The organism is Nonomuraea sp. NPDC047897 (genome assembly GCF_043204415.1).
In the GTDB taxonomy this organism is placed as follows: Bacteria; Actinomycetota; Actinomycetes; order Streptosporangiales; family Streptosporangiaceae; genus Nonomuraea.
On the sequence record NZ_JBIDCC010000004.1, the window covers coordinates 233322 to 257354 of the forward strand.

Here is a 24033-nt window from a genome sequence, read left to right on the forward strand (position 1 = left end):
CGCACATGATCGACACCCCGCTCGAAGCGCTGGACCCCGAGGTGCACGCGGCGATCGGCGCGGAGCTGGCCAGGCAGCGCTCCACACTGGAGATGATCGCCTCCGAGAACTTCGCCCCGCTGGCCGTCATGGCCGCCCAGGGCTCCGTCCTGACCAACAAGTACGCCGAAGGCTACCCCGGCCGGCGCTACTACGGCGGCTGCGAGCACGTCGACGTGGTCGAGCAGCTCGCCGTCGACCGGGTCAGGGCGCTGTTCGGCGCCGAGGCCGCCAACGTGCAGCCGCACTCGGGCGCCCAGGCCAACGCCGCCGCCATGGCCGCCCTGCTGGAGCCGGGCGACACGATCCTCGGGCTCGACCTGGCCCACGGCGGCCACCTCACCCACGGCATGCGCATCAACTTCTCCGGACGCCTCTACGACGTCGTCTCCTACCACGTCCGCGCGAGCGACCACCTGGTGGACATGGACGAGGTCGAGCGGCTGGCCCGCGAGCACCGGCCCAAGCTGATCATCGCCGGCTGGTCCGCGTACCCCCGGCAGCTCGACTTCGCCGCCTTCCGCCGGATCGCCGACGAGGTGGGCGCCTACCTCATGGTGGACATGGCGCACTTCGCCGGGCTCGTCGCGGCGGGCCTGCACCCCTCGCCCGTGCCGCACGCCCATGTGGTCACCACCACCACGCACAAGACCCTCGGCGGGCCGCGCGGCGGCGTCGTGCTGTCCACAGCCGACCTCGCCAAGAAGATCAACTCGGCGGTGTTCCCCGGCCAGCAGGGCGGGCCGCTGGAGCACGTCATCGCCGCCAAGGCCGTGGCGTTCAAGGTGGCGGCCGGGGAGGCGTTCCGCGACCGGCAGCGGCGCACGCTGGAGGGCGCGCGCATCCTCGCCGACCGGCTGCTCGCCGCCGACGCCGTCGCCGCCGGCGTCAGGGTGCTCACCGGCGGCACCGACGTGCACCTCGTCCTGGTGGACCTGCGCGAGTCCGAGCTGGACGGCAAGCAGGCCGAGGACCGGCTGCACACCGCCGGCATCACGGTCAACCGCAACGCCGTGCCCTTCGACCCGCGCCCGCCGATGGTCACCTCCGGGCTGCGCATCGGCACGCCCGCGCTGGCCACGCGCGGCTTCGCCGCCGGTGACTTCCGCGAGGTCGCCGACGTCATCGCCGCCGCCCTCACCGCCGGGGCCGACCTGACGTTCCTGCGCGGCCGGGTCGAGGCCCTCGCCGGCAAGCACCCCCTGTACGGCGGGCTCCGATGACGCCCCGCCCGCCCGGCGCGGACCTGCCCGAGCACCCCGACCGGCTGTGGACCGCCGCCGAGCCGAAACGCTCCTACGACGTGGTCATCGTCGGCGGCGGCGGCCACGGCCTGGCCACCGCCTACTACCTGGCCAGGAACCACGGCATCACGAACGTCGCCGTCCTGGAGCGCGGCTGGCTGGCCGGCGGCAACATGGCGCGCAACACCACCATCATCCGCTCCAACTATCTGTGGGACGAGAGCGCCGGCATCTACGAACACGCGCTCAAACTCTGGGAGGGGCTGGAGGCGGAGCTGGACTACCCGCTGCTGTTCAGCCAGCGCGGCGTGCTCAACCTCGCCCACAGCCTCCAGGACGTCCGCGACGGCGTCCGCCGCGTCGAGGCCAACCGGCTCAACGGCGTGGACGCCGAGTGGCTGGACCCCCGGCAGGTCCAGGAGGTCTGCCCGATCGTGGACGTCTCGCCCGACGTCCGCTACCCGGTGCTCGGCGCCACCTTCCAGCCGCGCGCGGGCATCGCCAAGCACGACCACGTCGCCTGGGGCTACGCCCGGGCCGCGGCGGCGCTCGGCGTCGAGTTCGTCGAGAACTGCGAGGTCACCGGGCTGCGGGTGAGCGGCGGCCGGGTCACCGGCGTCGAGACGACGCGCGGCACGATCGCGGCGGGCCGGGTGGCGCTGTGCGCCGCCGGCCACACGTCCGTCGTCGCCGCGACCGCCGGCATCGACCTGCCGCTGCAGAGCCACCCGCTGCAGGCGCTCGTCTCCGAGCTGCTGGAACCCGTCCACCCGACGGTCGTCATGTCCAACGCCGTCCACGTGTACGTCAGCCAGGCCCACAAGGGCGAACTCGTGATGGGGGCGGGCATCGACGCGGCCAACTCCTACCGGCAGCGGGGCGCGTTCCACATCATCGAGCGGCAGATGGCGGCGGCGCTGGAGCTGTTCCCGATCTTCGCCCGCGCGCACGTGCTGCGCACCTGGGGCGGCGTCGTGGACGTCTCACCGGACGCTTCGCCCATCGTCGGGCTGAGCCCCGTGGACGGCCTCTACCTCAACTGCGGGTGGGGCACCGGCGGCTTCAAGGCCACGCCCGGCGTGGGCTGGTGCTTCGCCCACACGGTGGCGAACGACGCGCCGCACCCGCTCAACGCCCCCTTCTCCCTTGACCGATTCGTCACCGGGGCGCTCGTCGACGAGCACGGCGCCGCCGCGGTCGCGCACTGAGGACGTCACATGCTGCTGATCCCATGCCCCTGGTGCGGCCCACGCGAGGAGGCCGAGTTCCACTACGGCGGGCAGGCCCACGTCGCCTACCCCGACGACCCGGCCGCGCTCTCCGACGAGGAGTGGGCCCGCTACCTGTTCTTCCGCGACAACCCCAAAGACGCCTTCGCCGAGCGCTGGAGCCACTCCGCGGGCTGCCGCCGCTGGTTCAACGCCGTGCGCGACACCGCGACCAACGAGATCCACGCCGTCTACCGGGTGGGCGAGCCCCGGCCGGTGACCTCGTGAGGCGCGCGAGCGGCGGCCGGATCGACCGGTCGCGGACCCTGCGCTTCACCTTCGACGGGCAGGAGTACACCGGCCACCCCGGCGACACCCTCGCCTCCGCCCTGCTCGCGGCCGGCGTCCACCGGGTCGCCACCAGCGTGAAGCTCGGCCGCCCGCGCGGCGTGTTCTCCGCCGGGAGCGAGGAGCCCAGCGCGGTCGTCCAGATCGAGGCGCCGTTCCCCGAGCCGATGCTGCTCGCCACCACCGTCGAGCTGTACGACGGGCTCGCCGCCACCAGCGTCGCCGGCCGGGGCCGGCTGGCCGCCGAACCGGACCCGGCCCGCTACGACGCCGTCCACGCCCACTGCGACGTGCTCGTGGTCGGCGCGGGACCGGCCGGGCTGGCCGCCGCCCGCGCGGCGGCGGCCGGCGGGGCGCGCGTGATCCTCGCCGACGAGCGGCCCGAGCCGGGCGGCAGCCTGCTCGGCACCGGAGAGAGCGTGGCCGGCCTGCCCGGCGCCGCGTGGGCCGCCGCCACCGTCGCCGAGCTGGCGGAGCTGCCCGACGTCACCGTGCTGCCGCGCACCACCGTCTTCGGCTGCTACGACGACAACTACCTGATCGCCGTCGAGCGGCGCACCAACCACCTCGGCGCGGCGGCGCCCGCGCACGTGTCCCGCGAGCGCGTGTGGCGCATCCGGGCGCGGCGCGTGGTGCTCGCCACCGGCGCGCACGAGCGGCCGATCGCGTTCGCGGGCAACGACCTGCCCGGCGTCATGCTGGCCGGCTCCGCCCGCGCCTACGCCCACCGGTACGGCGTGCTGCCCGGCCGGCGCACCGTGGTGTTCACCGCGCACGACTCCGCCTACGCCGCCGCCCTCGACCTCGCGGAGGCGGGCGTGGACGTGGCCGCCATCGTGGACGTGCGGCCCGCGCCCGGCGCGGACTGGGCCGAACGGGCCCGCGAGCGCGGCATCGCGCTGCTGGCCGGCCACGTGGTGACGGGCGCGAACGGCGACGGCGAGGTCTCCTCGGTGGCGGTCGCCGCCCGCGACGACGTGCCGGCAGCGGGCGCGGGCGGGCGCTCGTTCGACGCCGACCTGCTGCTCGTGTCGGGCGGCTGGAACCCCGTCCTGCACCTGTTCAGCCAGGCGGGCGGGACGCTGCGCCACGACGACGCGCTCGGCACGCTCGTCCCGGACGCCTGCCGGCAGGCCGTCGAGGTGGCGGGCGCGGCCAGGGGCGTGTTCACCCTGGCCGGCTGTCTGGCGGACGGCACCGGCGCCGGCACCCGAGCCACCTCCGGGGCGGCCCGGGTGCCCGAGGCGGCGCCAGAGCCGGAGCCCACGGGGGAGCCGTACTGGGTGGTGCCCGCGGCCGATCACACGGCTCACTTCGTGGACCTGCAACGCGACGTGACCGTGGCCGACCTGCACCGGGCCGTCACCGCCGGCCTGCGCTCCGTCGAGCACGTCAAGCGCTACACCACCGCGGGCACGGCCCACGACCAGGGCAAGACCTCCGGCCTGCTCGCCTCCGCGGTCGTCGCCGAGGCGCTGGGCGTGCCGGTGGCCGAGCTGGGCGTCACCACGTTCCGCGCGCCGTACCTGCCGGTCGGCTTCGCCGCGCTGGCCGGCCGCGACCGCGGCGCGCTGCACGACCCGGTCCGGGTCACGGCGCTGCACGAGTGGCACGTCGCGGCCGGCGCGCTGTTCGAGAACGTCGGCCAGTGGAAGCGCCCCTGGTACTACCCGCGCCCGGGCGAGGACATGGAGACCGCCGTGCTGCGCGAGTGCCGTGCGGCCCGCGAGGGCGTGGCCGCGATGGACGCCTCCACCCTCGGCAAGATCGACGTCATCGGGGCCGACGCGGGCGAGTTCCTCGACCGGCTCTACACCAACCTGATGAGCACGCTCAAGGTCGGCACGATCCGCTACGGCGTGATGTGCCGCCCCGACGGGATGGTGTTCGACGACGGCACCGTCGTCCGGCTGGCCGACGACCACTTCCTCGTCACCACCACGACCGGTAACGCCGCCGCCGTGCTCGACTGGATGGAGGAGTGGCTGCAGACCGAGTGGCCGTCGCTGCGGGTGCACTGCACCTCGGTCACCGAGCAGTGGGCCACGGTCGCCCTGGTCGGCCCCCGCTCGCGCGACGTGCTCGCCGGGCTCGCCCCCGGCCTGGCCGTGCGGGCCGACGACTTCCCGTTCATGACGTGGCGGGAGGCCGAGGTGGCCGGGATCCCGGCGCGGGTGTGCCGGATCAGCTTCTCCGGCGAGCTGGCGTACGAGATCAACGTCACGTCGTGGGACGGCCTGCGCCTGTGGACGGCGATCATGGACACCGGCGCCGTCACCCCGTACGGCACCGAGACCATGCACGTGCTGCGCGCCGAGAAGGGCTACCCGATCGTCGGCCAGGACACCGACGGCACGGTCACCCCGCAGGACCTCGGCATGGCGTGGGTGGTGTCGAAGAAGAAGCCCGACTTCGTCGGCAAGCGCTCCCACGCGCGGGCCGACACCTCGCGGCCGGACCGCAAACAGCTCGTCGGCCTGCTGCCCGACGACCCCGGCCTGCTGCTGCCCGAGGGCGTCCACCTGGTGGCCGCGGACGTCCTGCCGGAGCCTCCCGTGCCGACGCTCGGCCACGTCACCTCCAGCTACCGCAGCGCCGCCCTGGGCCGCACGTTCGCGCTGGCCCTGGTCAAGGGCGGCCACGGCCGGATCGGCGAGCGGCTGTACGCGCCGGTCGGCGGCACGCTCGCGCCGGTCACCGTCACCTCGCACGTCCTGTACGACCCGGAAGGAGCGCGCCGTGATGGCTGAACGCAGGAGCCCGGCCGCCGCCTTCGCCGGCCGGTTCGCCGCCGCGTCGGAGGGCGGGCCGCTGCGGCTGGCGGAGCTGCCGTTCCGCACCCAGGTGAACCTCCGGGTGGACCCGGCCGGCCCGGCCGCCCGCGACCTGGGCGACGTGCTGGGGGCGCCGCTTCCCGTCGAGCCGTGCACCGCCGTGACCGCCGGGGACGTCACCGTGGCCTGGCTCGGCCCGGACGAGTGGCTGGTGATCGCTCCGCCGGGTCACCGGCACGAGCTGCTGGCCAAGGCCCTCGGCGACCGGCCCGGCTCGGTCGTGGACGTGTCGGCCCAGCGCACGACCCTGCTGGTGGGCGGGCCGCGCGCGGGTGACCTGCTGGCCCACGGCTGCGCGCTCGACCTGCACCCGAGCGTGTTCGGGCCCGGCCGGTGCGCGCAGACGACGCTGGCGCGCGCCCAGGTGGTCCTGCTGCCGCGGCCGGACGGTTTCCACGTGCTGGTCAGGTCGTCGTTCGCGGCGTACCTGGCGGAGTGGCTGCTCGACGCGGCGGTGGAACACCTGCGATGAGCATCGGCGTCTTCGACCTTTTCAAGATCGGGATTGGGCCGTCCAGCTCGCACACGGGCGGGCCGATGGCCGCGGCGCACCGGTTCGCGCGTGGCCTGCACGAGGACGGCCTGCTGGAGCGGGTGGCGCGGGTGGAGGCGATCCTGTACGGGTCGCTGGGGTTGACCGGCAAGGGGCACGGCAGCGACAAGGCCGTCCTGCTGGGCCTGTCGGGCGACAAGCCCGAACTCGTGGACGTGGACGGCGTCGAGGAGCGGCTGGCCGGGATGCGCGCCTCCGGCACGCTGCTGTTGTTCGGGCTGCGGGAGATCCCGTTCGTCGTCGGGCAGGACCTGGTCTTCGAGCGGAAGATCTCGCTGCCCGGTCACCCCAACGGCATGCGCTTCACCGCCCGTTCCGGCGACGGCACGGTGGTGCGGGAGAAGGTGTACTACTCCGTCGGCGGCGGCTTCGTGGTGGACGAGAACGCCACCGGGGCCGACCGCATCAAGCCTGACGACACGGTGTTGCCGTATCCGTTCACGACGGCCGAGGAGCTGCTCAAGCAGTGTTCGGCCACGGGCTTGTCGATCTCCGGCCTGATGCTGGAGAACGAGAAGGCGTTCGGCCGTAGCGAGGCCGAGATCCGCGCCGGGATCCTCACCCTGTGGCGGGTGATGTCCGAGTGCGTGCGGCGGGGCATCGCCAAGGAGGGTGTGCTGCCGGGTGGGCTGAAGGTGCGGCGGCGGGCCAACCAGTTGCATCGCCGGTTGCAGAGCGAGACCTCCGGCACGGACCCTTTGCAGGCGATGGACTGGGTGTCGCTGTTCGCCCTGGCGGTCAACGAGGAGAACGCGGCCGGGGGGCGGATCGTCACCGCCCCGACGAACGGCGCGGCGGGGATCATCCCGGCGGTGCTGACGTACTACGCGCGGTTCGTGCCGGGGGCCGATGACGAGGGCGTGATCCGCTTCATGCTGACGGCGGCGGCGGTCGGGGTGCTGTTCAAGGAGAACGCGTCGATCTCCGGGGCCGAGGTGGGTTGTCAGGGTGAGGTCGGTTCGGCGTGTTCGATGGCCGCGGCCGGGTTGACCGAGGTGCTGGGCGGCACCGCGGAGCAGGTGGAGAACGCCGCGGAGATCGGCATCGAGCACAATCTGGGGTTGACCTGCGACCCGGTCGGCGGGCTGGTGCAGATCCCGTGCATCGAGCGCAACGCGGTGGCCTCCATCAAGGCGATCACCGCGGCCCGCATCGCGCTGCGCGGCGACGGCCGCCACTTCGTGTCCCTGGACAAGGCCATCAAGACCATGCGCGACACCGGCCGCGACATGCTCGACAAGTACAAGGAGACCTCACGCGGCGGCCTCGCCGTCAACGTCATCGAATGCTGAACGGCCCTTCGAGTGGTACCGTGAAGCTGTACCACTCTGGAGGTGGGGTTGTGTCCATCACCGCGAGCGAGGCGCGCCGTCGTCTGTTCCCGCTCATCGAAGAGGTCAACAACGACCGCACCGCAGTGGAGATCGTCTCCAGGAGCGGCAGCGCCTATCTGGTGGCCGCCGAGGAGTACGAAGCCCTCCAGGAGACGGCCTACTTGCTTCGCTCGCCTGCCAACGCGCGCCGGTTGATCGAGTCCCACCGGGAGGCGGTCGACGGGCGTCACGAGCGTCACGAACTGCTGGATGACGAGTGAAGGTCGCCTTCACCAGCCAGGGCTGGGCGGACTACGTCCACTGGCCGACAGTCGATCGTCAGCTCCTCAAGCGCATCAACCGGCTCATCGAGGACGCCCTGCGCGATCCCTACGAGGGCATCGGCAAGCCGGAGCCGCTCAAGTACGCACTGGCGGGCGTATGGTCACGCCGCATCACCGACGAGCACCGCCTGGTGTATCTGGTCGACAGGGGCGAGCTCGTCATTATGCAGGCCAGGTATCACTACGAGTAGCGGCTCAGCGCGCGCCGGAGGCCCCGCCTGCATGGGACTCAGCGGCTCATGGTGGTCTCCTGTGCCACCCGCGTCAGCTTCTCGGGGTTGCGTACGTAGTAGAGCCCGGCGACCAGGCCGTCCTCGATCCGCACCGCCATGACGCCGTCGATCTCCCCGTCGAGTCGGACGAGCAGCGCCGGACCGCCGTTGACCTGCACCCGCTCGAACGACATGGCGGCACCGGCCGTGTGGAGGCCGGCGGCGAACACGCGAGCCACCCTGTCGGCCCCTACGACGGGCCGCAGCAGGGCCTGCTTGATCCCGCCCCCGTCAGTCAGGACGACGACACCGGGGGCGAGGATGTCGATCAGGCTCTGCAGGTCGCCCGTTTCGACCGCCCGTTGGAACGCCTCGAACGCCCCTCGGGTCTCGTCCGGGGAGACGATCCCGCGCGGGCGCCGCGCGGTGACGTGGGCCCGCGCCCGGTGGGCGATCTGGCGGACCGTGGCCGGGCTCTTGCCGACGGCTTCGGCGATCTCGTCGTAGGCCAGGGCGAACACCTCGCGCAGCACGAACACGGCCCGCTCGGTCGGCTGCAGCGTCTCCAGCACCAGCAGCATCGCCATCGAGACGCTCTCGGCCAGTTCGACGTCCTCGGCCACGTCCGGCGTGGTCAGCAGCGGCTCGGGCAGCCACGGCCCGACGTAGGACTCCTTGCGCCGGCCGAGCGTGCGCAGCCGCGTGAGCGCCTGCCGAGTGGTGATGGTGATCAGGTACGCGCGCTGGTCCAGCACCGTGTCGAGGTCGACGCCCGCCCACCGCAGCCAGGTCTCCTGCAGGACGTCCTCGGCGTCGGCGGCCGAGCCGAGCATCTCGTAGGCCACGGTGAAGAGCAGGTTGCGGTGCGCGACGAACGCCTCGGTGGCGAGGTCCAAGTGGCCGCTCTCCCGCTCGCCCGCACCGTCACTCGCACCGTGGTTCGCACCGTGGTTCGCAACGTCCGCCATGGATGACTCCTGCCTGCCGGCTCCCGACTGAGTGTCACCCACAAGACGCCGGACCCCGCCGTTCTGTGACACCACGACACCACGAGGACGGCACGAGGACGGCCGTGCGGGGAGCCGGGAGGCGCGACTGTGACGCAGGTCATACAGGCGGTGCTGTCACGAGGATCGGGTCGCCGGCATCTCATGGTCGACCAGCCACGACAACAAGGAGTGCGCGATGGATGCTCGTGTGGACCTGTTCGGCAACCCGTTCGCAGGCAAGATCTTCAAGTACCTCGCCGCGGCGGGCAAGGCGGTCACGGAGTCGACGCTGCCGGTCGCGACGCAGCACCTGGTGACGCTGCGCGCCAGCCAGATCAACGGCTGCGGGTTCTGCGTCGACATGCACGCCAAGGACGCCGCGCACGCCGGGGAGAGCGCCGTCCGCGTCAACCTGGTCGCGGCCTGGCGGGAGGCCACGGTGTTCACCGACGCGGAGCGTGCCGCCCTGGAGCTCGCGGAGCAGGGCACCCGCATCGCGGATGCCGCCGGTGGCGTCACGGACGAGGCCTGGGCGGCAGCCGCCGAGCACTACGACGAGGACCAGCTCGTCGCCCTGGTGTGCCTGATCGCCTTCATCAACGCCGCCAACCGCATCAACGTCGTCACCCGGCAGCCGGCCGGTCACTACCGGCCCGGCGGGCACGGGTGACGAGCGGGAGCCGGCCGAGGGGCTGCCGTGGCCGGGCTGCGGTGACCGGGCCGCGGCGGCTACGGGTGGGTGACGCAGGCGTCCAGGAAGGGGCCGAGTTCCCGGACCACGGTCGTCAGGGCGCGGACGTCACGTTCGGCGCGGGCGATCAGGATGGCGCCCTCCAGTGAGCTGATCATGAGTGTGGCCAGCGACCCGGTCCGGTCGGCCGGCACCCCCATGCCCGCCAGCGCCGCGGCGACCGGGCCGGTCCACCGGGCGAAGGCGGCCGCGGTGGCGGCCCGGGTCGAGGGGCTGGAGTGGGCGCGGTCCACCGTCGCCGCGGCGACCGGGCAGCCTCCCGCCGCGAAGCCGGTCCGGTCGAACTCGTCGATCCACTGGCCCGCCATGGCGGCGAACAGCCGGCTCGGCGACGGCTCGGCCATGGCGGCCAGGAAGCGGCCGACGCGCCGGGCCGCGTAGCGGCCGGCCCACTCCACGGCCTCGTTGACGAGCTGCTCCTTGCCGCCGGGGAAGTAGTGCTGGACGGACCCTCGTGGCGCCTGCGCGTGCGCCACCACGTCCCGCACGCCGGTCGCCGCGACCCCGTCACGCCGGATGAGCTGGGCGGCGCTGAAGACCATCCGTTCCCGGGGTCCCCGGTCGGAGCTCGTCATCTCACCCTCCGCCCGCCCGTTCCGGTACGGCCATCATGACGCTCGTCATAGTTCCGATCTATCATGACAACTGTCATAGCAGGAACTGGAGGTGGCCATGGATGTGGGTTTCGTCGGCCTCGGCGTCATGGGGCAGCCCATGGCGCTCAACCTGGCCCGGGCCGGGACGCCGCTCGTCGTGTGGAACCGCACCGCCGAGCGCTGCGAACCCCTGCGCGCGGCCGGCGCCACCGTGGCGGCCGACCCCGCAGAGGTCTTCCGGCGGACCGGAGTCGTGATCGTCATGCTGGCCGACGACGCGGCGGTCGACTCCGTCCTCGGCCGCGGCACCCCCGAGTTCGCCGCGAACGTCGCGGGGCGCACCGTCGTGCACATGGGCACGACGTCGCCCGGCTACTCGCGCGGGCTCGACGCCGACGTCCGGGCGGTCGGCGGCCGGTTCGTCGAGGCCCCCGTGTCGGGGTCCCGCGCCCCCGCCGAGGCCGGCCGGCTGGTGGCGATGCTGGCCGGGGACGCCGCCGCCGTGGCGGAGGTACGGCCGCTGCTCGGGCCGATGTGCCACGAGATGTTCGCCTGCGGGCCGGTGCCGAACGCGATCCTCATGAAGCTCTCGGTCAACCTGTTCCTCATCACCCTGGTCACCGGCCTGACCGAGGCCTTCCACCTCGCCGACCGGCACGGGCTGGACCGGCGGCTGTTCCTCGACGTCCTCGACGCCGGCCCGATGGCCAGCGGCGTCTCCCGGATGAAGGCGCCCAAGCTGCTCGACCGCGACTTCTCCGTCCAGGCCGCGGCCCTCGACGTGCTGAAGAACAACCGCCTGATCGCCGAGGCGGCCCGGGCGTCACAGGTGGCGTCGCCCCTGCTGGACGTCTGCCACGCCCTGTTCGGCGAGACCGTCGCGCTCGGTCACGGCGGGTCCGACATGGTGGCCGTCCTGCACGCGATCGAGGCCCGCGACCCCGCCTGACCGGGCACGCGGGCCCCGCCAGGCGAGCGTGCGTCAGGCGGGGGTCGCGTCAGGCGGGGTCCTGGCAGGCGAGCGTGCGTCAGGCGCGGTCGTGTCAGGCGAGGTCGAGGTCGAGGCGCGGCAGGTCGCGGCGGGACCGGATGCCGAGCTTGCGGAAGGCCCGGTAGAGGTGGTGTTCGACGGTGCGCGGGCTGAGGAACAACTGCGCGGCGATCTCCCGGCTGGTGTCGCCGCCGGCCGCCAGCCGGACGACCTGCAGCTCCTGGCTGGTGAGCCGGTCCAGCGGGTTGGCGGCCGTCGGCTCGGCCGGGACGAGCGACTCCCCGGTCGCCTTCAGCTCGGTCCGGGCACGGTCCAGCCAGGGCGCCGCACGCAGCCGGTCGAAGGTCTTCAGCGCCGAGCGCAGCGGCACCCGCGCGTCGCTGCGGCGCCGGGCGCGGCGCAGCCACTCGCCGTACAGCAGCTCGGTGCGGGCCCGCTCGAACGGCCGGCCGGCGTCCTCGTGCGCCCGCAGAGCGCGCAGGTAGTCGTCCTCGTCGTCGGTCAGCAGCGCCCGGCCGCGCGCGGCGAGCGCCCGCGCCCACGGCTGCCCGCCCGCCCGCACCCACGCCTCCAACCTGCGCAGCGGCTCCTCGGCCCGGTCCGGCCGGCCCAGCCGCACCGCCGCCTCCACCTGGTCGGCGGCGGCCGCCAGCAGCCCCGTTGCGTACCGCACCGGCCCCCGGCCCGCCGCCTCCAGGCGCTCCAGCGCCGGCTCGTAACGGCCCAGCCCCAGGTCGAGCAGGCTGAGCGCCGCCAGTCCTGCCATGCCGCTGGTGTCCGGCTCGTCGGCCGCCAGCCGCGCGCAGCGCTCCTCGTCGCCCTCGATGGCGGCGACCCGGGCCAGCACCGAGTTGAGCCGCGCCATCCGCTGATCCAGCCCGGTGTCACGGATGATGCGCAGCGCCTCCGCCACGGACGCCTCGGCGTCCCGGTGCAGCCCCGCCTGCACCTGCACCCCGGCCAGGTCCTGCAGCGCCTGCGGCAGCGCGCCGACGAGGCCGTGCCTGCGGCCGTGCGCCACCTGCGCCTCGGCCAGCTCCGCGGCGTCGGCGTCGGCGCCGAGGATCATCGCGCAGTAGGCGCCCCACGCCAGGGCCGCGTCCTCGTCGTGCTCCGTCGAGCCGGTCAGCAGGTCGGGCGCCGCCCGGCGCGCGCCCGCCACGAACTCCGCCAGCAACGGCAGCCCCCGCGCGTAGTCCTCGGCCACCAGGTACGCCATCCCCAGCACCATCGGGTCGGGCCGTCCCAGCGCCCGCAGCCGCTCGGCCGCGTCCCGGATCGCCTCCCGGTCACCGCTGAACCACGCGTACCCGGCGCTGGTGCGCAGCATCGCCGCCGCCGCGTCCGGCTCCGCGTCCGCCGACCGGTCGACCAGCAGCCGGGCCGCGACCCGCCGCTCGCCCAGCTCGAACTCCACCGCGGCCCGCACCGGTGCAAGCCGGGCCGCCGACTCCGGGTCGTCCACCAGTTGCTCGGCCCGTCCGGCCAGCTCGGCCGCCTGCGCCGCCAGCCCCGCCGACAGCGCGAGCGACGCCGCCTCGCCCAGCCGGTACGCCCGGACGCGCACGTCGGGCGTGACGTTCGCGGCCTGCTCGTACAGCCCGGCGGCGGCCGCGTACGCGGCACGGGCCCGGTCCCGTTCGGCGGCCCGGACGATCTCCGCGGCGATGCCCTCGTCGACCGATGTGGTCGCGGCGGCGAGATGCCGGGCCCGGCAGGTGTCGTCGGTGGCCGCATCGGCCAGCGCCTGGTGCACGGCGACCCGCCGCGCCAGCGGCGCCGCCTGGTAGGCGGCGGTGCCGACCAGCGGGTGCCGGAACGCGACGACGTTCCCGCCCACCTCGACCAGCCCGGCCTTCTCGGCCTCCTCCAGGTCGTCCAGCCCCACTCCCAGCGCGGTGGCGGCGCCCAGCAGCGTCGTCAGGTGGCCGCGCCCCTCGGCGGCGACCGTCACCATCATCAGCCGGGTCCTCTCGGGCAACTGCCCGATCCGTGTCCGGAAGGAGGCGAGCACCTGGTCCGGCACCGGCATGGGCCCCGCTGTGGAGTGGTAGCGGCGCTGCGCCGCGGCGAACTCGATCAGCGCCAGCGGGTTGCCCGCCGACCGCTCGATCACCTGTTCCGGCGAGGCGGGGGCGAGTCCCCGCTGCTCCAGCAGCAGCGCCGCGTCCTCCGGCGACAGCCGCGAAGGCCGCAGCTCCGGCAGCCCGGCCGCGGCGAAGCCCTCCTCCCGCGTGGCGAACAGCATCGCCACCCCCTCGGCGGTCAGCCGCCGCGCGGCGAACAGCAACGCGTCGGCGCTCGCCTGGTCCAGCCACTGCGCGTCGTCCACCAGGCAGAGCAGCGGGCCGTCGTCGGCCACCTCCGCCAGCAGCGTCAGCACCGCCAGCCCCGACAGGAACCGGTCGCGTCCGGCCCGCTCCCCGGAGCCGAGCACCGCGCGCAGCGTGTCGGCCTGCGGGCCGGGCAGCGCGTCGAGCCGCTCCTGCACCGGCCAGATGAGCTGCACCAGCCCGCCGAACGCCAGGTCGGCCTCCGCCTCGATGCCGGTGACCCGCAACGTCCGCAGGCCGGCGTCCTGCGCGTGCCCGGCGGCCCACGCCAGCAGCGCCGACTTGCCGATGCCGGGCTCGCCGCGCAGGACCAGGCCGCCGCTGCGGCCGGCGCGCGCAGCATCGACCAGGTCCCGGATCGCCGTCTGCTCACCCGCCCTGCCGTACAGCACCAGCGCCCCCGCTCCGTAACTACCTATGCCGCAACGCCCGTACGTAAGTACGGAAACCATACCGATTCGCTGCGTAATTCCTCCTTCATACCGTCGGACCAGCGCAGACAACCCTGCAAGCGAGGAGACCGACGTGAGAGAGCTGTTCGAGCCCGTGACCGTGGGTGACCTGGATCTGCCCAACCGTCTCGTCATGGCGCCGATGACCCGCAGCCGGTGCCGGGGCGGTCTGGCCGGCGAGCTGACCGCCGAGTACTACGGCCAGCGCGCCGCGGCCGGACTGATCATCGTGGAGGGCACCCAGCCCTGCGCGCTCGGGCAGGGCTACATCGACACCCCCGGCCTGCACACCCGGGAGCAGGCGGCGGCCTGGCGGCGGGTCACCGACGAGGTGCACCGCCGCGGCGGGCGGATCTTCGTCCAGCTCATGCACTCCGGCCGGATCGGCCACCCCGTGCTCTACCCGGGTGGCGAGCTGCCGATCGCGCCGTCGCCGATCCCCTCCGGGGAGCAGCTCTACACCGCCGACGGCATGCTGGACCACCCCACCCCGCGCGAGATGACGATGGTGGACATCGCCCGCGCCGTCGAGGACTTCGCGCAGGCGGCACGGCTCGCGATGGACGCCGGGTTCGACGGCGTCGAGCTGCACGGCGCGAGCGGCTACCTGATCCACCAGTTCCTGTCGGACAACACCAACCGGCGCACCGACGCCTACGGCGGCTCCGTGGAGCGGCGCATCAGGTTCGCCGTCGAGGTGGCCCAGGCGGTCGCCGACGCGATAGGCCCGGCCCGCACCGGGATGCGCCTGTCGCCCGGCATCACCTACAACGGCATGGCCGAGAGCGACAGCGAGATCCTCTACACCGAGCTGGCCCGCGCGCTCGCCCCGCTGGGCCTGGCGTACCTGCACGTCTCGGAGAACGACACGCGCGACATCACCAAGCTGCTGCGCGCCGAATGGCCGGGCACGCTGATCCTCAACCCGCACCCGTGGAGCGGCGACGGTCCCGCGACCCCCGAGGACGGGGTCGAGGCGCTGCGTTCCGGCCTCGCCGACGCCGTGGCGTTCGCGCGGCTGTGGCTGGCCAACCCCGACCTGCCCGCCCGGATCGCCGCCGGCGGCCCGTACACGCAGGCCGACCCCGCCACCTTCTACGGCGGCGACCACCGCGGCTACACCGACTACCCCACGCTGACGGCGGGTGACCTCTGATGGCCGGCGGAACCCGCGCCGTCCCCCCGGAGCAGGGGCGGGCCCACGCCCGCGAGGCGGCTGCGTCCGGCGGCGGGGTGCCGGCCGCGTGGCTCGCGCTGCTGGCCGGGCCGCTGTCGTTCGGCATCGCCGGGCCGGCGCTGGTCCTGCCCGCCGTCGCCCGCGACCTCGGGCTGCCGACGGCCACGGCGACGTGGATCGTCACGGCGTTCGGCTGGGCCATCGCGGTCGGCACCCCGCTGATGGCCGGCCTGCAGAGCCGCCGCGGCGCCCGTACGGCGCTGGCCGTCTCAGCCACGCTGGTGCTGCTCGGCGCGGTCCTCACGGTGGCCGCGCCGACGCTGCCGGCGCTGGTGGCAGGCAGCGCCCTGCAGGGGGTCGGCACCGCCGGGTTCACCACGATCGCGATGAGCCTGACGGGCTCGGCCCGGGCGATGGGGCTCGTCACCGCCTCGTTGGCCACGGTCGGCTCCACCGCGCCGCTGGTCGGTGACCTCGTCGCGGGCCTGCTGGGCTGGCGGGGCGCGCTGGCGCTGCCGGCGCTGAGCCTGCTCGCGCTGCCGGCCGTGCTGCGCCGGCGGCCGGTCACGGCGCTGTCGGGCGCCCGGTTCGACCTGCCGGGCGCGGTGCTGCTGACGGCGCTGGTCACCGCGCTGGTCTTCGTGCCGCACGCCTGGCAGGTGGCGGTCGTCGCCGCCGTGGTCGCCGGGGTGGCGTTCGGGCTGTGGCTGCGGGCCAGGCTGGACGGGTTCGTGCCGGCCGCGGTGGTGCGGGCCCCCGTGTTCCTCGCCTCGGCGGGGACGGCGTTCCTGCTGGCGGTGGCCAACTTCGGGATGATGTACGCGCTGCCGCCGCTGCTCGTCGGGGACGCGGGCTGGAGCAGCGGGCAGGTGGGCCTGGCCATCACCTGGCCGATGCTGTTCGGGGGGCTGACCTCCTACCTGGTGATCGCGGCGACCGCGCGGGCGCCGTTCCGGTTCCTGGTCGTCGGGTTCCCGGCGCTGGGCGGGGCCGGGGTCGCGCTGGCCGGCCTGAGCGCCGTCCCGGCGGTGCTGCTCGTCGCCCAGGCGTTCACCTCGGTCGCCGCCTCCTCGGGACAGGGGGCGTTCGCGACGCGCGCCGGGGCCGCGGTGCCGGACGACGCACGGCCGGCGGCGATGGGCCTGTTCAACCTCGCCTACCTGCTCGGCGCCGCCTTCGGCCCGGCGATCGCCACCTTGCTGGTGGGCTGATCCCGCAGCGCCAGGAGTTCGGCGACCGTGACGAAGCGGTAGCCGTCGGCGCGCAGCCCCGCGATGGTGGCCCTGAGCGACGCGCGGGTGTCGCGTCCGCTGGAGTACCAGGGGTGCAGCAGGACGATGGACCCGGGCCGGACCTGCTCGCGCACCATGGCGGCGATCTCGGCGGGTGCCGGGGAGCGGCCGGAGTCCGGCTCGACGTCCCACATCACGGTGTGCCGCCGGTGCTCGGAGAGGTAGAGGGGCAGCGAGAGGAGCTTCTTGCCGGTCGGCGGCCGGAACGGGATGTCACCCCGCTGCCCCGCCCGGCGGATGAGCGCGTCGGTCCGCTCGATCTCGGCGGCGACCGTGCCGGGGGAGACGAACACCATCCTGCGGTGCGTGAAGGTGTGGTTGCCCAACTGGTGGCCCGCCGCCACCAGGGCCTCCGCCGTCCCGGGGTGGGCCGCCAGTTGCGACCCGACGACGAAGAACGTCGCCCGCACGCGCTCGGCCGCGAGCAGGTCGACGAGCTCGCCGGCGTGCTCGTCCGGCCCGTCGTCGAAGGTCAGGGCGACGACCTTCTCGCCGGTCTTCACCCGCGCGGTCAGCTCCCCCGCGAGCTGGAACGTCCGCGCGTTGACCAGCTTGTACAGGCCGGCGGCGCCGAGCGCCACCACCAGGAGCACCACCAGCCCCCGGATCGCCCACCGTCTCATCAAGGCTCCCCTCAGTCCAACGATCTTGAAGAGCCTAGGGGGGTCAGTCCTCCCGCGCGTACACGCTGACCACCTTGCCCCCGCGGTCGGCGGCGAGGTACGCGCCGCCGTACTCGTCGCTGAGGTAGTAGAGGATGGTCGGCCGGTCGTCGGCGAACGTCCAGGCGCTCTGCACGATCACGTAACGCGAGGTCGGCTTGTCGATGTTGAGCCGCTGCTCCGCCGCCCGCTGCACCTTCGGCAGCACGGACCAGTCGAACACGTCGAAGGCGGCCGCCTTGTCGCCGAAGCTCACGGTGCTTCCCGTGTCGCGGGTGACCTGGCCGTTCCGGTAGGAGTAGCGGTCGTACAGCTTCGGCTTGCCCTTGACGGGGATCTCGGCCGAGGCGTGCTCGGGATACACCGTCATCTCGAAGAACCGGTCGCCGCCCGACGCCTTCTTCAGCGCCGCGACGACGTGGCGCATGCCGGCGGGGGTGAGCAGGTTCTCGGGGGCGGGCTCGTCCGTGGTCTCCTCGGCGCTCGGCTCGGGCGAGGCCGTGCCGGGAGTCGTGCGAGGAGTCGTCGTGCCGGGATCCGCGTTGACGCTCGGGCGGTGGGTGTCCGTGGGGGTGCGCTCCAGTAACTGGGGGACCACCACGAGCGCCGTGGTGACGACGCCCGCCACCGCCACCACTGCGGCGATCGTCAGCGCGCGGGCCCCGCGGCCGCGCCGGGACAGGGCCGTCGGGCCGGTCGGGTGGTGGCCAGGGTGGTGGCCCGGGTGCTTGTCGGGTCTCGGGAACGGCGGCTGCGTCGGTGAGCCGGGCACCCCGTACTGGCCCGGCCCGTGGAACGGTCCCTGCGGCCGCATGGGTTGCCCCGGCGGCCGGGCGGGCGGCACGGACGCCTGTTCGGCGGCCTGTGCCAGCATCCGGTCCAGGTCGGCGGCGGATGGGCGCGCGGCCGGGTCGGGCCGCAGCAGGGCGTGCAGGACGGGCGTCAACGGCCCCGACCGCACGGGCGGCGGGATCTGGCCGTTCAGCACGGCCGCGAGCGTGGCGATGGGGGTGTCGCGGCGCATGGGGTGCCGGGCCTCCACCGCCACGTACAGCAGCATGCCCAGCGACCAAAGGTCGGAGGCGGGGTTGCCTTCCTGGCCGCGCAGCCGTTCCGGCGCGATGTACTCGGGGGAGCCGACCACGTCGCCGTTGGAGGTGAGTCCGGGAGCGTCCTGCATGGCGGCGATCCCGAAGTCGGTGAGGACGGGGCTGCCGTCGGCGCGCAGCAGGACGTTCGCCGGCTTCACGTCACGGTGCAGGATGCCCGCCCCGTGTGCGGTGCGCAGGGCGGCGAGGATGCCGCGCCCCAGCAGCGCCGCCTCGCCCGGCGCCAGCGGCCCCTGGGCGAGCCGGTCCTGCAGCGACTGGCCGCGCACCAGCTCCATGACGATCCACGGGTGCGCCATCGCGGGAGTGTCCACGATGTGGTGGATCGTCACCACGTTCGGGTGATCCAGCCTGGCGAGGGCGCGCGCCTCGCGCAGCACGCGTTCGCGCATCATCCGCGCCCTGCCGGGATCGTCGTCCGGGGAGTTGGACGGACGGACCTCCTTCAGGGCCACCTCGCGGTGCAGGGCCAGGTCGTAGGCACGCCACACCGTGCCCATGCCGCCGCTGCCCAACCGCTCCATCAGCTCGAAACGGTCGTCGATGACGATACGTCCGGAAGTCACAGCGCACAGCCTAGAGCCACGAACCCGGACAGTTCAGCGAACCGCCCGCGCCAGGAACGCCCCCAACCCCCGCAAGCCATGGCAAATCATATGGCAGCACCGTAAAAGCCGCAGCGCTCCGCCTCATAAAAGCGCGTGACCCATCATTTTCGGACATCGGCGCGTCGATATCCAGGAGAAACGGGCCGTATAGCCGCAGTGCGGCATATTCGACAATGTGGCTGGCGTGCTTAATGAATCCGACGTAACATCGCCGCGGGGCGCCGAGCAATTCCTCCATTACGGACACGCCTGAAGGGCCTTTTACGCTGGGGGGAACGTTGAGGATCATCGGCCGTCACTCCCGGGTCTCCAACAGCGACATCAGGCGGCTCACCGCCGTTCTCCTTGAGCACGTTCCGGACGATCTCGCCGGCCGCCCCGTGATCCGGCTGCTCACCGGCGGATACAGCGGCTCGCTGGTGGCGCTGGTCTGGTTCGACAGGCTCGACCCGATCGTCCTCAAAGCCGGCCCCGCCGAGGAGATCCGGGCCGAACACGCCTACCGTCGCGAGTTCGCCGCCGTGGATCCGGCTCTCCAGGCACACGGACTGAGCGAGATCCACGGCCCGATCGACATCGAACTCGACGACATGACCGCGCTCTGGTCCGCCATCGCCTACCGCTATGTGGGCGGCCGGACCTTCGAGGAGATCGAGCATTACAGCGATTTCGAGGGGTTTCTGCAGAATTACGTATGGAGTGCGAACCGCGACCAGGCGCCGTCGGAGATGACCATCAGAGAATGCCTGCGCAAGGTGGCCAAAATCCTCACGGAGGAACGCGCCGGACTCCCCGGACCGGCGTCCCAGCCTCTGGTGGAGGCGTTGCCACGGCTGGCGTGGGACCAGGGCATCCTGGCGACGCTCAACACCGCCGCCGCGTTCTGCCCTGATCTGCCCGAGCTGGTGGACTTCCGGCTCTGGTGGGAGAGCACGACGGAGTCGATCCGCGTGGCGCCGGTCCCCGACCGGCGCACCCTGCACGGCGACGCCAGGTTCGCCAACATCCTCATCGACTCCGTGCACGCCCAGATCGACCTGATCGACTTCGGCAACGGCCGGCCCGGACACGTCTTCGAGGACCTCGCCCGGTTCGAGATCGACCTGCTGTTCCGGACCACGCCGGCGGGCGAGGACAACGGCAACCTGGACCGCGGCCGGCTCGCCGACGCCGTCGGGCACCTTCTGCGCGACGAGCTCGAGTTCGGCGCCAGTCGCCTCGCCGACCACCGGCAGATACGGTGCGTCAAGCTCTGGCGGCAGGCCGTCTACCAGGCGCTTCCGGCGATGACCCGGCCGGGCGCGCTGATGATGTACCGCTGGTTCCTGCTCGCCGAATGCCTGAAGCGCACCCGCTGGATCGCCAGCGCGACCGTGGGCGACGTCGGCGTCGATCCCGCCTCGCTCGTCTACACCATCTGCGCCCTGCGCCGGAACCTGTCCGGGGCGGACCTCGGCTCCGCCTGGATCTCGACCGCGCCCCAGATCCTGGCGGCGGCGCTGCACTGCCGGGCGGCGTACGTGCCGACCAGGGGCTCCGAGCGGGCGGTCAACAGGAAGCGCAACGACGCCAAGAAGGCGGCGCTGCGCGAGACGGCGGCCAGGACCTCGACGGTACGCCTCCTGGCCGAGACCGGTCAGTCCTACCTGTCGCCGCGGGGCACGTTCAACCCCGAGGTGCACGAGGTCCTGGCGGCGGGCAGCAGCCTCCAGGTCGTCGTCTGCAACCCGGCTCTGCCCGAGTACTACGGCATGTCCGAAAGCTACGAAGCGCGGCCCGGCAACGCGTACAGCATTTACGGCGACCTCCAGCGCAAGTGCGACGACAGCCTGGAGGGCTACCGGATGCTGCGCGAGCAGTTCGGGTCGCTCATCGAGCTCCGGCTGGCCAGGTTCGGCCTGATCGCCACCATCCTGCTCGCGGAGGGCGCGCTGTTCTTCGAGCCGTACTTCCGGGCCAGGCGGGTCCGCCGCCAGCAGGTGCTCTTCGACTCGTTCGAGCTGCAATTCGACACCGGCGGGCTGCACGCGCGCACGCTTCTTGAAGAGACCTTCGACTTCTACTGGCGGAATTCCGACGACCTCGAAAGCCAGGTTGCCCGCGACCCGGACATGACAGCCCTCCGGCAGCATTTCCTCAAACTGTGGAACCGGAGCAGGGATGACGACGCCTAGACAGGTCGCCCTGGTGGCGGAGCACGACACCTGGATCAGCCTCGACCCCGTCATCGGCTGCCCGGCCAGTTGCGCGTACTGCTATCTGGGCACCCTGGGCCTGCGCGGAACCCGGCCGCAGGAAAGGGCGTCGCCCAAACAGGCGGCGAAGACGCTGCGGGATTATCTTTTCGGCCGGCGGGCCGTCCTCGTCGAGCCCCGTACGGACGGGACCCCGCTGTGCATCAGAAACTACACCGACATGCTCATGACCCCTCGCAACAGAATGGCGTTGGCGGTTTATGTCGAGCACGTCATCGACGTCCTGCCGAATATCCGCCCCATTGTGCTCATCACCAAGGGCGGCGTGCCGGAAGAACTCGTCCGGATTCTCGACTCCTTCGACTGGCCCATCATCTGGTTCTTCAGCCAGTCGTTCGCCAGGGACGCGGGCATGGCGCTGGAGTCCGGTCGCGTGGCGGACTTCGAGACGACGCTGCGCAACGCCGGCGCCGTCACGGCCGCGGGGAAGCAGGCGGCGGTGCACTTCTGGCGCCCGTTCGTGCGCGAGCTCGCGGTCACCCTCCAGGACAAGGAGCTGGTCGTGAGCCGCCTGAAGGAGTCGGGCATGAGCTGTTCCGTCGTCGTCGGGCTCAAGAACGGCCCGGGCGTGCCGGCGGACGATCCCCGGCTGGCCGCCCTCGTCCCCTCCCGCAGCGAGGAAGCCGACGGGCTGGGGGAGTCCTTCGACCGCGCCGCGTGGCGGCAGGTCGCCACGATCGCCAGAGGCCTGCAATATCCGCTATATCGACATAGTTCATGTGCGATAGCGCTCAACCGAAAAGTCAGGGAATATCTGGGCACCTGGCGTTCCGGCATGCGCCAGAGCCGATGCCTGCCGTGTTCGTGCCCCGCCCGGCAACGCGGCAGATGCGGCCGCCCGGGCACGACCCCCGACCCTTCCCCCTGGCACTCCCGGCTGTGCGAATTCCTTGAACTCGACCCCGGGCTGGTTGCGTATGACGGAGAAACGGGAAGGTTTCATGTAGACGCCGACGTGTCCGAGTTCGATTACAACACGATCCTGCACGCCGCCAACGGCTATCATTCAGTGTCCTTTCGCTCGGTCATTCCCCAGAAGGCCTGGCCCGGTCCCTGGTGAAGGGAAGTAAAACGCGATGAAAACCGACCTTGACGGGACCGAGATTCCCCTCGACCTGCACGGCGGCCTGCACCGGCGAATATCCAGATTGCGGCACATCACCGGTTTCGCCACCACCTACGGCGCGGAATGCGACCCGCGCGCCGCGGTGTTCGCCCGGCTGTGGCACGTGCAGCGGGTGGCGTCGGTGACCGCGCTGCTGGCCAAGGACTCCTACGGCGTCGACCCCGACCGGGCCGGCCGGCTGGCCTGGATCCACGACCTCAACCGATGGCCGTTCGCGCACAACAGCGAACGAGGCAACTTCGACCAGGCGGCAAACGTCTCCGCCTACTTCAAGGGCCTGGACGTGGCGTCGCGCGACATCGTCGACCTCGAACGCCTGCACCGCAAGGACCCGCACGGCCTCACGCCGGAGGGCGAGGTGGTCCTCCTCGCCGACGCGCTGACGGGGATCGTCGAAGACCTCCTCATGGCCGTGACCGGGCTCAACGTCCACCCCCGCCTCGTCCCGCCGCCCGTCGACGCCGTGCTGGGCTTCTCGCTGCAGGCCGAGCCGTGGTCACGCGAGTGCCGGGCGCTGGCCGAGCACTTCCACCGGTCACCGGACCCGGACGTCCAGGCGTTCCAGTACGGCTTCAACGGCCTGTTCCACCAACTGGTCGACAGGTTCCTCGCCCGGCACGAGCCGCGCAGGACCGAACACGGCCACACCGCCGTCTACGACGTCGCACGCACCGTCAAGGAGACCTTCACCCGGCCCACCATCTTCCCCATCAACAACGAGCGGGTCTGCCGCTCGACCTGGCTGCGCGAACAGGTCCTCCCGTGGTATCTCCGAACCCTGGGCGGCAGCCGCGACGGCCTGCTCGACCTGGACGAGCCGCAGTTCGTCGCCCTGGTCACCGCCCCCGGATCCCCGTTCACCCCGTCGCAGTTCAGGCCGGACATCGACGTCGTCCGGCGCCAGCTCCCGCACCTGGCCTTCGTGACATGACCGACAGGCCCCGCCCTCCCGGCTCGCCGTAGGTCCCCGGCCCCACCAGCGCGGGTAACAGATCGTGGCCGTACCGATGGCCGGCATGGTCCGGAAGCGCGACCCGCGACACCCGCGCCGTCAGACCCGCGCCCCACCCCGCGCAGTGCGGCGCTGGTACGACAACACCAGGGCGGCGAGGAGCGGGGCCCAGACGACCAGGGGCAGGTAGAGAAAGCCGACCATCATGTGCCCGGCTTCCGTCATGCCGGGATCGGGAAACCGCCACCAGAAGACGAACGGGGTCCAGAGCCCCGCGAGCACCACGACCCCCACCCAGGCGGGCACCAGGACGGCGAACCGGGGCACGCGGCTGCCGCCGACGAGCGGGATCCACCGAGGGACGACCTCACCCCACCTCCCCACCAGTACGAACGAGAGCAGCGCGGCCCCCTCGGTGGCCACGCTGAGCAGCACCAGCCAGAGCGGCCCCCACACCCCCGGCGGCCGGATGACGGCGAAACCCTCCGTGGTGTAGCCGAGAGGGAACCCCATGGCCATGCCGAGCCGCCACAGACAGGAGGGCAGGACGGCGAGCGTGATGAGGTGCGCCACCCACCGCGCCCAGCGAGGCGCGGGCACGGCAGGAGCGACGGGAGACGCGGCGGTGTCCATGGACACGATCAT

Annotated in this window: 21 protein-coding genes; 15 read left to right on the forward strand and 6 right to left on the reverse strand. The window is 72.8% G+C overall.

The features are described from left to right. Window positions 1–5 precede the first annotated feature (5 nt). From glyA to ACGF0J_RS11070, 8 genes are read left to right on the forward strand one after another with little or no spacing between them, the layout of a single operon-like run. Complete coding sequence (gene glyA, locus ACGF0J_RS11035) at window positions 6–1262, forward strand: serine hydroxymethyltransferase (protein WP_393144361.1); 1257 nt, start codon at window positions 6–8, stop codon at window positions 1260–1262. Beyond that, the gene (locus ACGF0J_RS11040) at window positions 1259–2491 is read left to right on the forward strand and encodes a sarcosine oxidase subunit beta family protein (RefSeq protein ID WP_393144363.1); all 1233 of its coding nucleotides are present in this window, start codon (window positions 1259–1261) and stop codon (window positions 2489–2491) included. The genes glyA and ACGF0J_RS11040 overlap by 4 nt, the downstream gene beginning before the upstream one ends. A gap of 9 nt (window positions 2492–2500) precedes the next feature. Next, window positions 2501–2779 carry a sarcosine oxidase subunit delta gene (locus ACGF0J_RS11045; RefSeq protein ID WP_393144365.1) on the forward strand — a complete coding sequence of 93 codons (279 nt, stop codon included), beginning with the start codon at window positions 2501–2503 and terminating at the stop codon, window positions 2777–2779. Beyond that, window positions 2776–5589: a 2Fe-2S iron-sulfur cluster-binding protein gene (locus ACGF0J_RS11050; RefSeq protein ID WP_393144367.1), complete on the forward strand. Its 2814-nt coding sequence runs from the start codon at window positions 2776–2778 to the stop codon at window positions 5587–5589. Before ACGF0J_RS11045 ends, ACGF0J_RS11050 begins: the two co-directional genes overlap by 4 nt. Beyond that, window positions 5582–6145, forward strand: a complete 564-nt coding sequence (locus ACGF0J_RS11055) for a sarcosine oxidase subunit gamma (protein WP_393144369.1) — start codon at window positions 5582–5584, stop codon at window positions 6143–6145. Before ACGF0J_RS11050 ends, ACGF0J_RS11055 begins: the two co-directional genes overlap by 8 nt. After that, window positions 6142–7518 (forward strand): L-serine ammonia-lyase, encoded by a 1377-nt coding sequence (locus ACGF0J_RS11060; protein WP_393144371.1) that lies wholly within the window; start codon window positions 6142–6144, stop codon window positions 7516–7518. Before ACGF0J_RS11055 ends, ACGF0J_RS11060 begins: the two co-directional genes overlap by 4 nt. Before the next feature lie 50 nt (window positions 7519–7568). After that, window positions 7569–7820, forward strand: a complete 252-nt coding sequence (locus ACGF0J_RS11065) for a type II toxin-antitoxin system Phd/YefM family antitoxin (protein ID WP_393144373.1) — start codon at window positions 7569–7571, stop codon at window positions 7818–7820. Beyond that, entirely contained in the window at window positions 7817–8074 is a 258-nt protein-coding gene (locus tag ACGF0J_RS11070; RefSeq protein ID WP_393144375.1) for a Txe/YoeB family addiction module toxin, read from the forward strand. The genes ACGF0J_RS11065 and ACGF0J_RS11070 overlap by 4 nt, the downstream gene beginning before the upstream one ends. Window positions 8075–8112: 38 nt before the next feature. Here ACGF0J_RS11070 and ACGF0J_RS11075 read toward each other — a convergent pair whose 3' ends face one another. Continuing rightward, window positions 8113–9063, reverse strand: coding sequence for an RNA polymerase sigma-70 factor (locus ACGF0J_RS11075; RefSeq protein ID WP_393144377.1), 951 nt, complete (start codon window positions 9061–9063; stop codon window positions 8113–8115). A gap of 217 nt (window positions 9064–9280) precedes the next feature. Between ACGF0J_RS11075 and ACGF0J_RS11080 the strand changes: the two genes are divergently transcribed. After that, the gene (locus ACGF0J_RS11080) at window positions 9281–9754 is read left to right on the forward strand and encodes a carboxymuconolactone decarboxylase family protein (RefSeq protein WP_393144379.1); all 474 of its coding nucleotides are present in this window, start codon (window positions 9281–9283) and stop codon (window positions 9752–9754) included. Between the two features lie 59 nt (window positions 9755–9813). Here ACGF0J_RS11080 and ACGF0J_RS11085 read toward each other — a convergent pair whose 3' ends face one another. After that, window positions 9814–10410 carry a TetR/AcrR family transcriptional regulator gene (locus ACGF0J_RS11085; RefSeq protein ID WP_393144381.1) on the reverse strand — a complete coding sequence of 199 codons (597 nt, stop codon included), beginning with the start codon at window positions 10408–10410 and terminating at the stop codon, window positions 9814–9816. Between the two features lie 97 nt (window positions 10411–10507). Here ACGF0J_RS11085 and ACGF0J_RS11090 point away from each other — a divergent pair, with 97 nt between their 5' ends. Then, a complete protein-coding gene (locus ACGF0J_RS11090) occupies window positions 10508–11380 on the forward strand; it encodes an NAD(P)-dependent oxidoreductase (protein ID WP_393144383.1) in 873 nt (290 codons plus the stop codon). A gap of 94 nt (window positions 11381–11474) precedes the next feature. Here ACGF0J_RS11090 and ACGF0J_RS11095 read toward each other — a convergent pair whose 3' ends face one another. Then, window positions 11475–14207 carry an ATP-binding protein gene (locus ACGF0J_RS11095; RefSeq protein ID WP_393144385.1) on the reverse strand — a complete coding sequence of 911 codons (2733 nt, stop codon included), beginning with the start codon at window positions 14205–14207 and terminating at the stop codon, window positions 11475–11477. 73 nt (window positions 14208–14280) lie between these two features. Here ACGF0J_RS11095 and ACGF0J_RS11100 point away from each other — a divergent pair, with 73 nt between their 5' ends. Then, entirely contained in the window at window positions 14281–15363 is a 1083-nt protein-coding gene (locus ACGF0J_RS11100) for an alkene reductase (RefSeq protein ID WP_393144387.1), read from the forward strand. Beyond that, complete coding sequence (locus ACGF0J_RS11105) at window positions 15363–16595, forward strand: MFS transporter (protein ID WP_393144389.1); 1233 nt, start codon at window positions 15363–15365, stop codon at window positions 16593–16595. Before ACGF0J_RS11100 ends, ACGF0J_RS11105 begins: the two co-directional genes overlap by 1 nt. Here ACGF0J_RS11105 and ACGF0J_RS11110 read toward each other — a convergent pair. Together ACGF0J_RS11110 and ACGF0J_RS11115 are read right to left on the reverse strand one after the other, a co-directional pair. Beyond that, entirely contained in the window at window positions 16541–17299 is a 759-nt protein-coding gene (locus tag ACGF0J_RS11110; RefSeq protein WP_393144391.1) for a polysaccharide deacetylase family protein, read from the reverse strand. The genes ACGF0J_RS11105 and ACGF0J_RS11110 overlap by 55 nt on opposite strands. A gap of 43 nt (window positions 17300–17342) precedes the next feature. Beyond that, entirely contained in the window at window positions 17343–19013 is a 1671-nt protein-coding gene (locus ACGF0J_RS11115) for a protein kinase (protein WP_393144393.1), read from the reverse strand. Window positions 19014–19333: 320 nt separating this feature from the next. On the opposite strand from ACGF0J_RS11115, the gene ACGF0J_RS11120 reads away from it, so the two are divergent. From ACGF0J_RS11120 to ACGF0J_RS11130, 3 genes are read left to right on the forward strand one after another with little or no spacing between them, the layout of a single operon-like run. Continuing rightward, window positions 19334–21229, forward strand: a complete 1896-nt coding sequence (locus ACGF0J_RS11120; RefSeq protein ID WP_393144395.1) for a phosphotransferase family protein — start codon at window positions 19334–19336, stop codon at window positions 21227–21229. 13 nt (window positions 21230–21242) lie between these two features. Then, window positions 21243–22370 (forward strand): hypothetical protein, encoded by a 1128-nt coding sequence (locus ACGF0J_RS11125; protein WP_393144397.1) that lies wholly within the window; start codon window positions 21243–21245, stop codon window positions 22368–22370. A gap of 16 nt (window positions 22371–22386) precedes the next feature. Next, window positions 22387–23367, forward strand: coding sequence for a hypothetical protein (locus ACGF0J_RS11130; RefSeq protein ID WP_393144399.1), 981 nt, complete (start codon window positions 22387–22389; stop codon window positions 23365–23367). 120 nt (window positions 23368–23487) lie between these two features. On the opposite strand, the gene ACGF0J_RS11135 is transcribed toward ACGF0J_RS11130, so the two are convergent. Beyond that, window positions 23488–24021 (reverse strand): hypothetical protein, encoded by a 534-nt coding sequence (locus ACGF0J_RS11135; RefSeq protein ID WP_393144401.1) that lies wholly within the window; start codon window positions 24019–24021, stop codon window positions 23488–23490. Window positions 24022–24033: the final 12 nt, after the last annotated feature.

Coding starts and splice junctions, on each gene's coding strand:
- ACGF0J_RS11105 (WP_393144389.1), top strand. CDS start 15,363: ATGGCCGGCGGAACCCGCGCCGTCCCCCCGGAGCAGGGGCGGGCCCAC.
- ACGF0J_RS11045 (WP_393144365.1), top strand. CDS start 2,501: ATGCTGCTGATCCCATGCCCCTGGTGCGGCCCACGCGAGGAGGCCGAG.
- ACGF0J_RS11060 (WP_393144371.1), top strand. CDS start 6,142: ATGAGCATCGGCGTCTTCGACCTTTTCAAGATCGGGATTGGGCCGTCC.
- ACGF0J_RS11110 (WP_393144391.1), bottom strand. CDS start 17,299: ATGAGACGGTGGGCGATCCGGGGGCTGGTGGTGCTCCTGGTGGTGGCG.
- ACGF0J_RS11135 (WP_393144401.1), bottom strand. CDS start 24,021: ATGGACACCGCCGCGTCTCCCGTCGCTCCTGCCGTGCCCGCGCCTCGC.
- ACGF0J_RS11040 (WP_393144363.1), top strand. CDS start 1,259: ATGACGCCCCGCCCGCCCGGCGCGGACCTGCCCGAGCACCCCGACCGG.
- glyA (WP_393144361.1), top strand. CDS start 6: ATGATCGACACCCCGCTCGAAGCGCTGGACCCCGAGGTGCACGCGGCG.
- ACGF0J_RS11095 (WP_393144385.1), bottom strand. CDS start 14,207: ATGGTTTCCGTACTTACGTACGGGCGTTGCGGCATAGGTAGTTACGGA.
- ACGF0J_RS11075 (WP_393144377.1), bottom strand. CDS start 9,063: ATGGCGGACGTTGCGAACCACGGTGCGAACCACGGTGCGAGTGACGGT.
- ACGF0J_RS11085 (WP_393144381.1), bottom strand. CDS start 10,410: ATGACGAGCTCCGACCGGGGACCCCGGGAACGGATGGTCTTCAGCGCC.
- ACGF0J_RS11080 (WP_393144379.1), top strand. CDS start 9,281: ATGGATGCTCGTGTGGACCTGTTCGGCAACCCGTTCGCAGGCAAGATC.
- ACGF0J_RS11055 (WP_393144369.1), top strand. CDS start 5,582: ATGGCTGAACGCAGGAGCCCGGCCGCCGCCTTCGCCGGCCGGTTCGCC.
- ACGF0J_RS11090 (WP_393144383.1), top strand. CDS start 10,508: ATGGATGTGGGTTTCGTCGGCCTCGGCGTCATGGGGCAGCCCATGGCG.
- ACGF0J_RS11130 (WP_393144399.1), top strand. CDS start 22,387: ATGAAAACCGACCTTGACGGGACCGAGATTCCCCTCGACCTGCACGGC.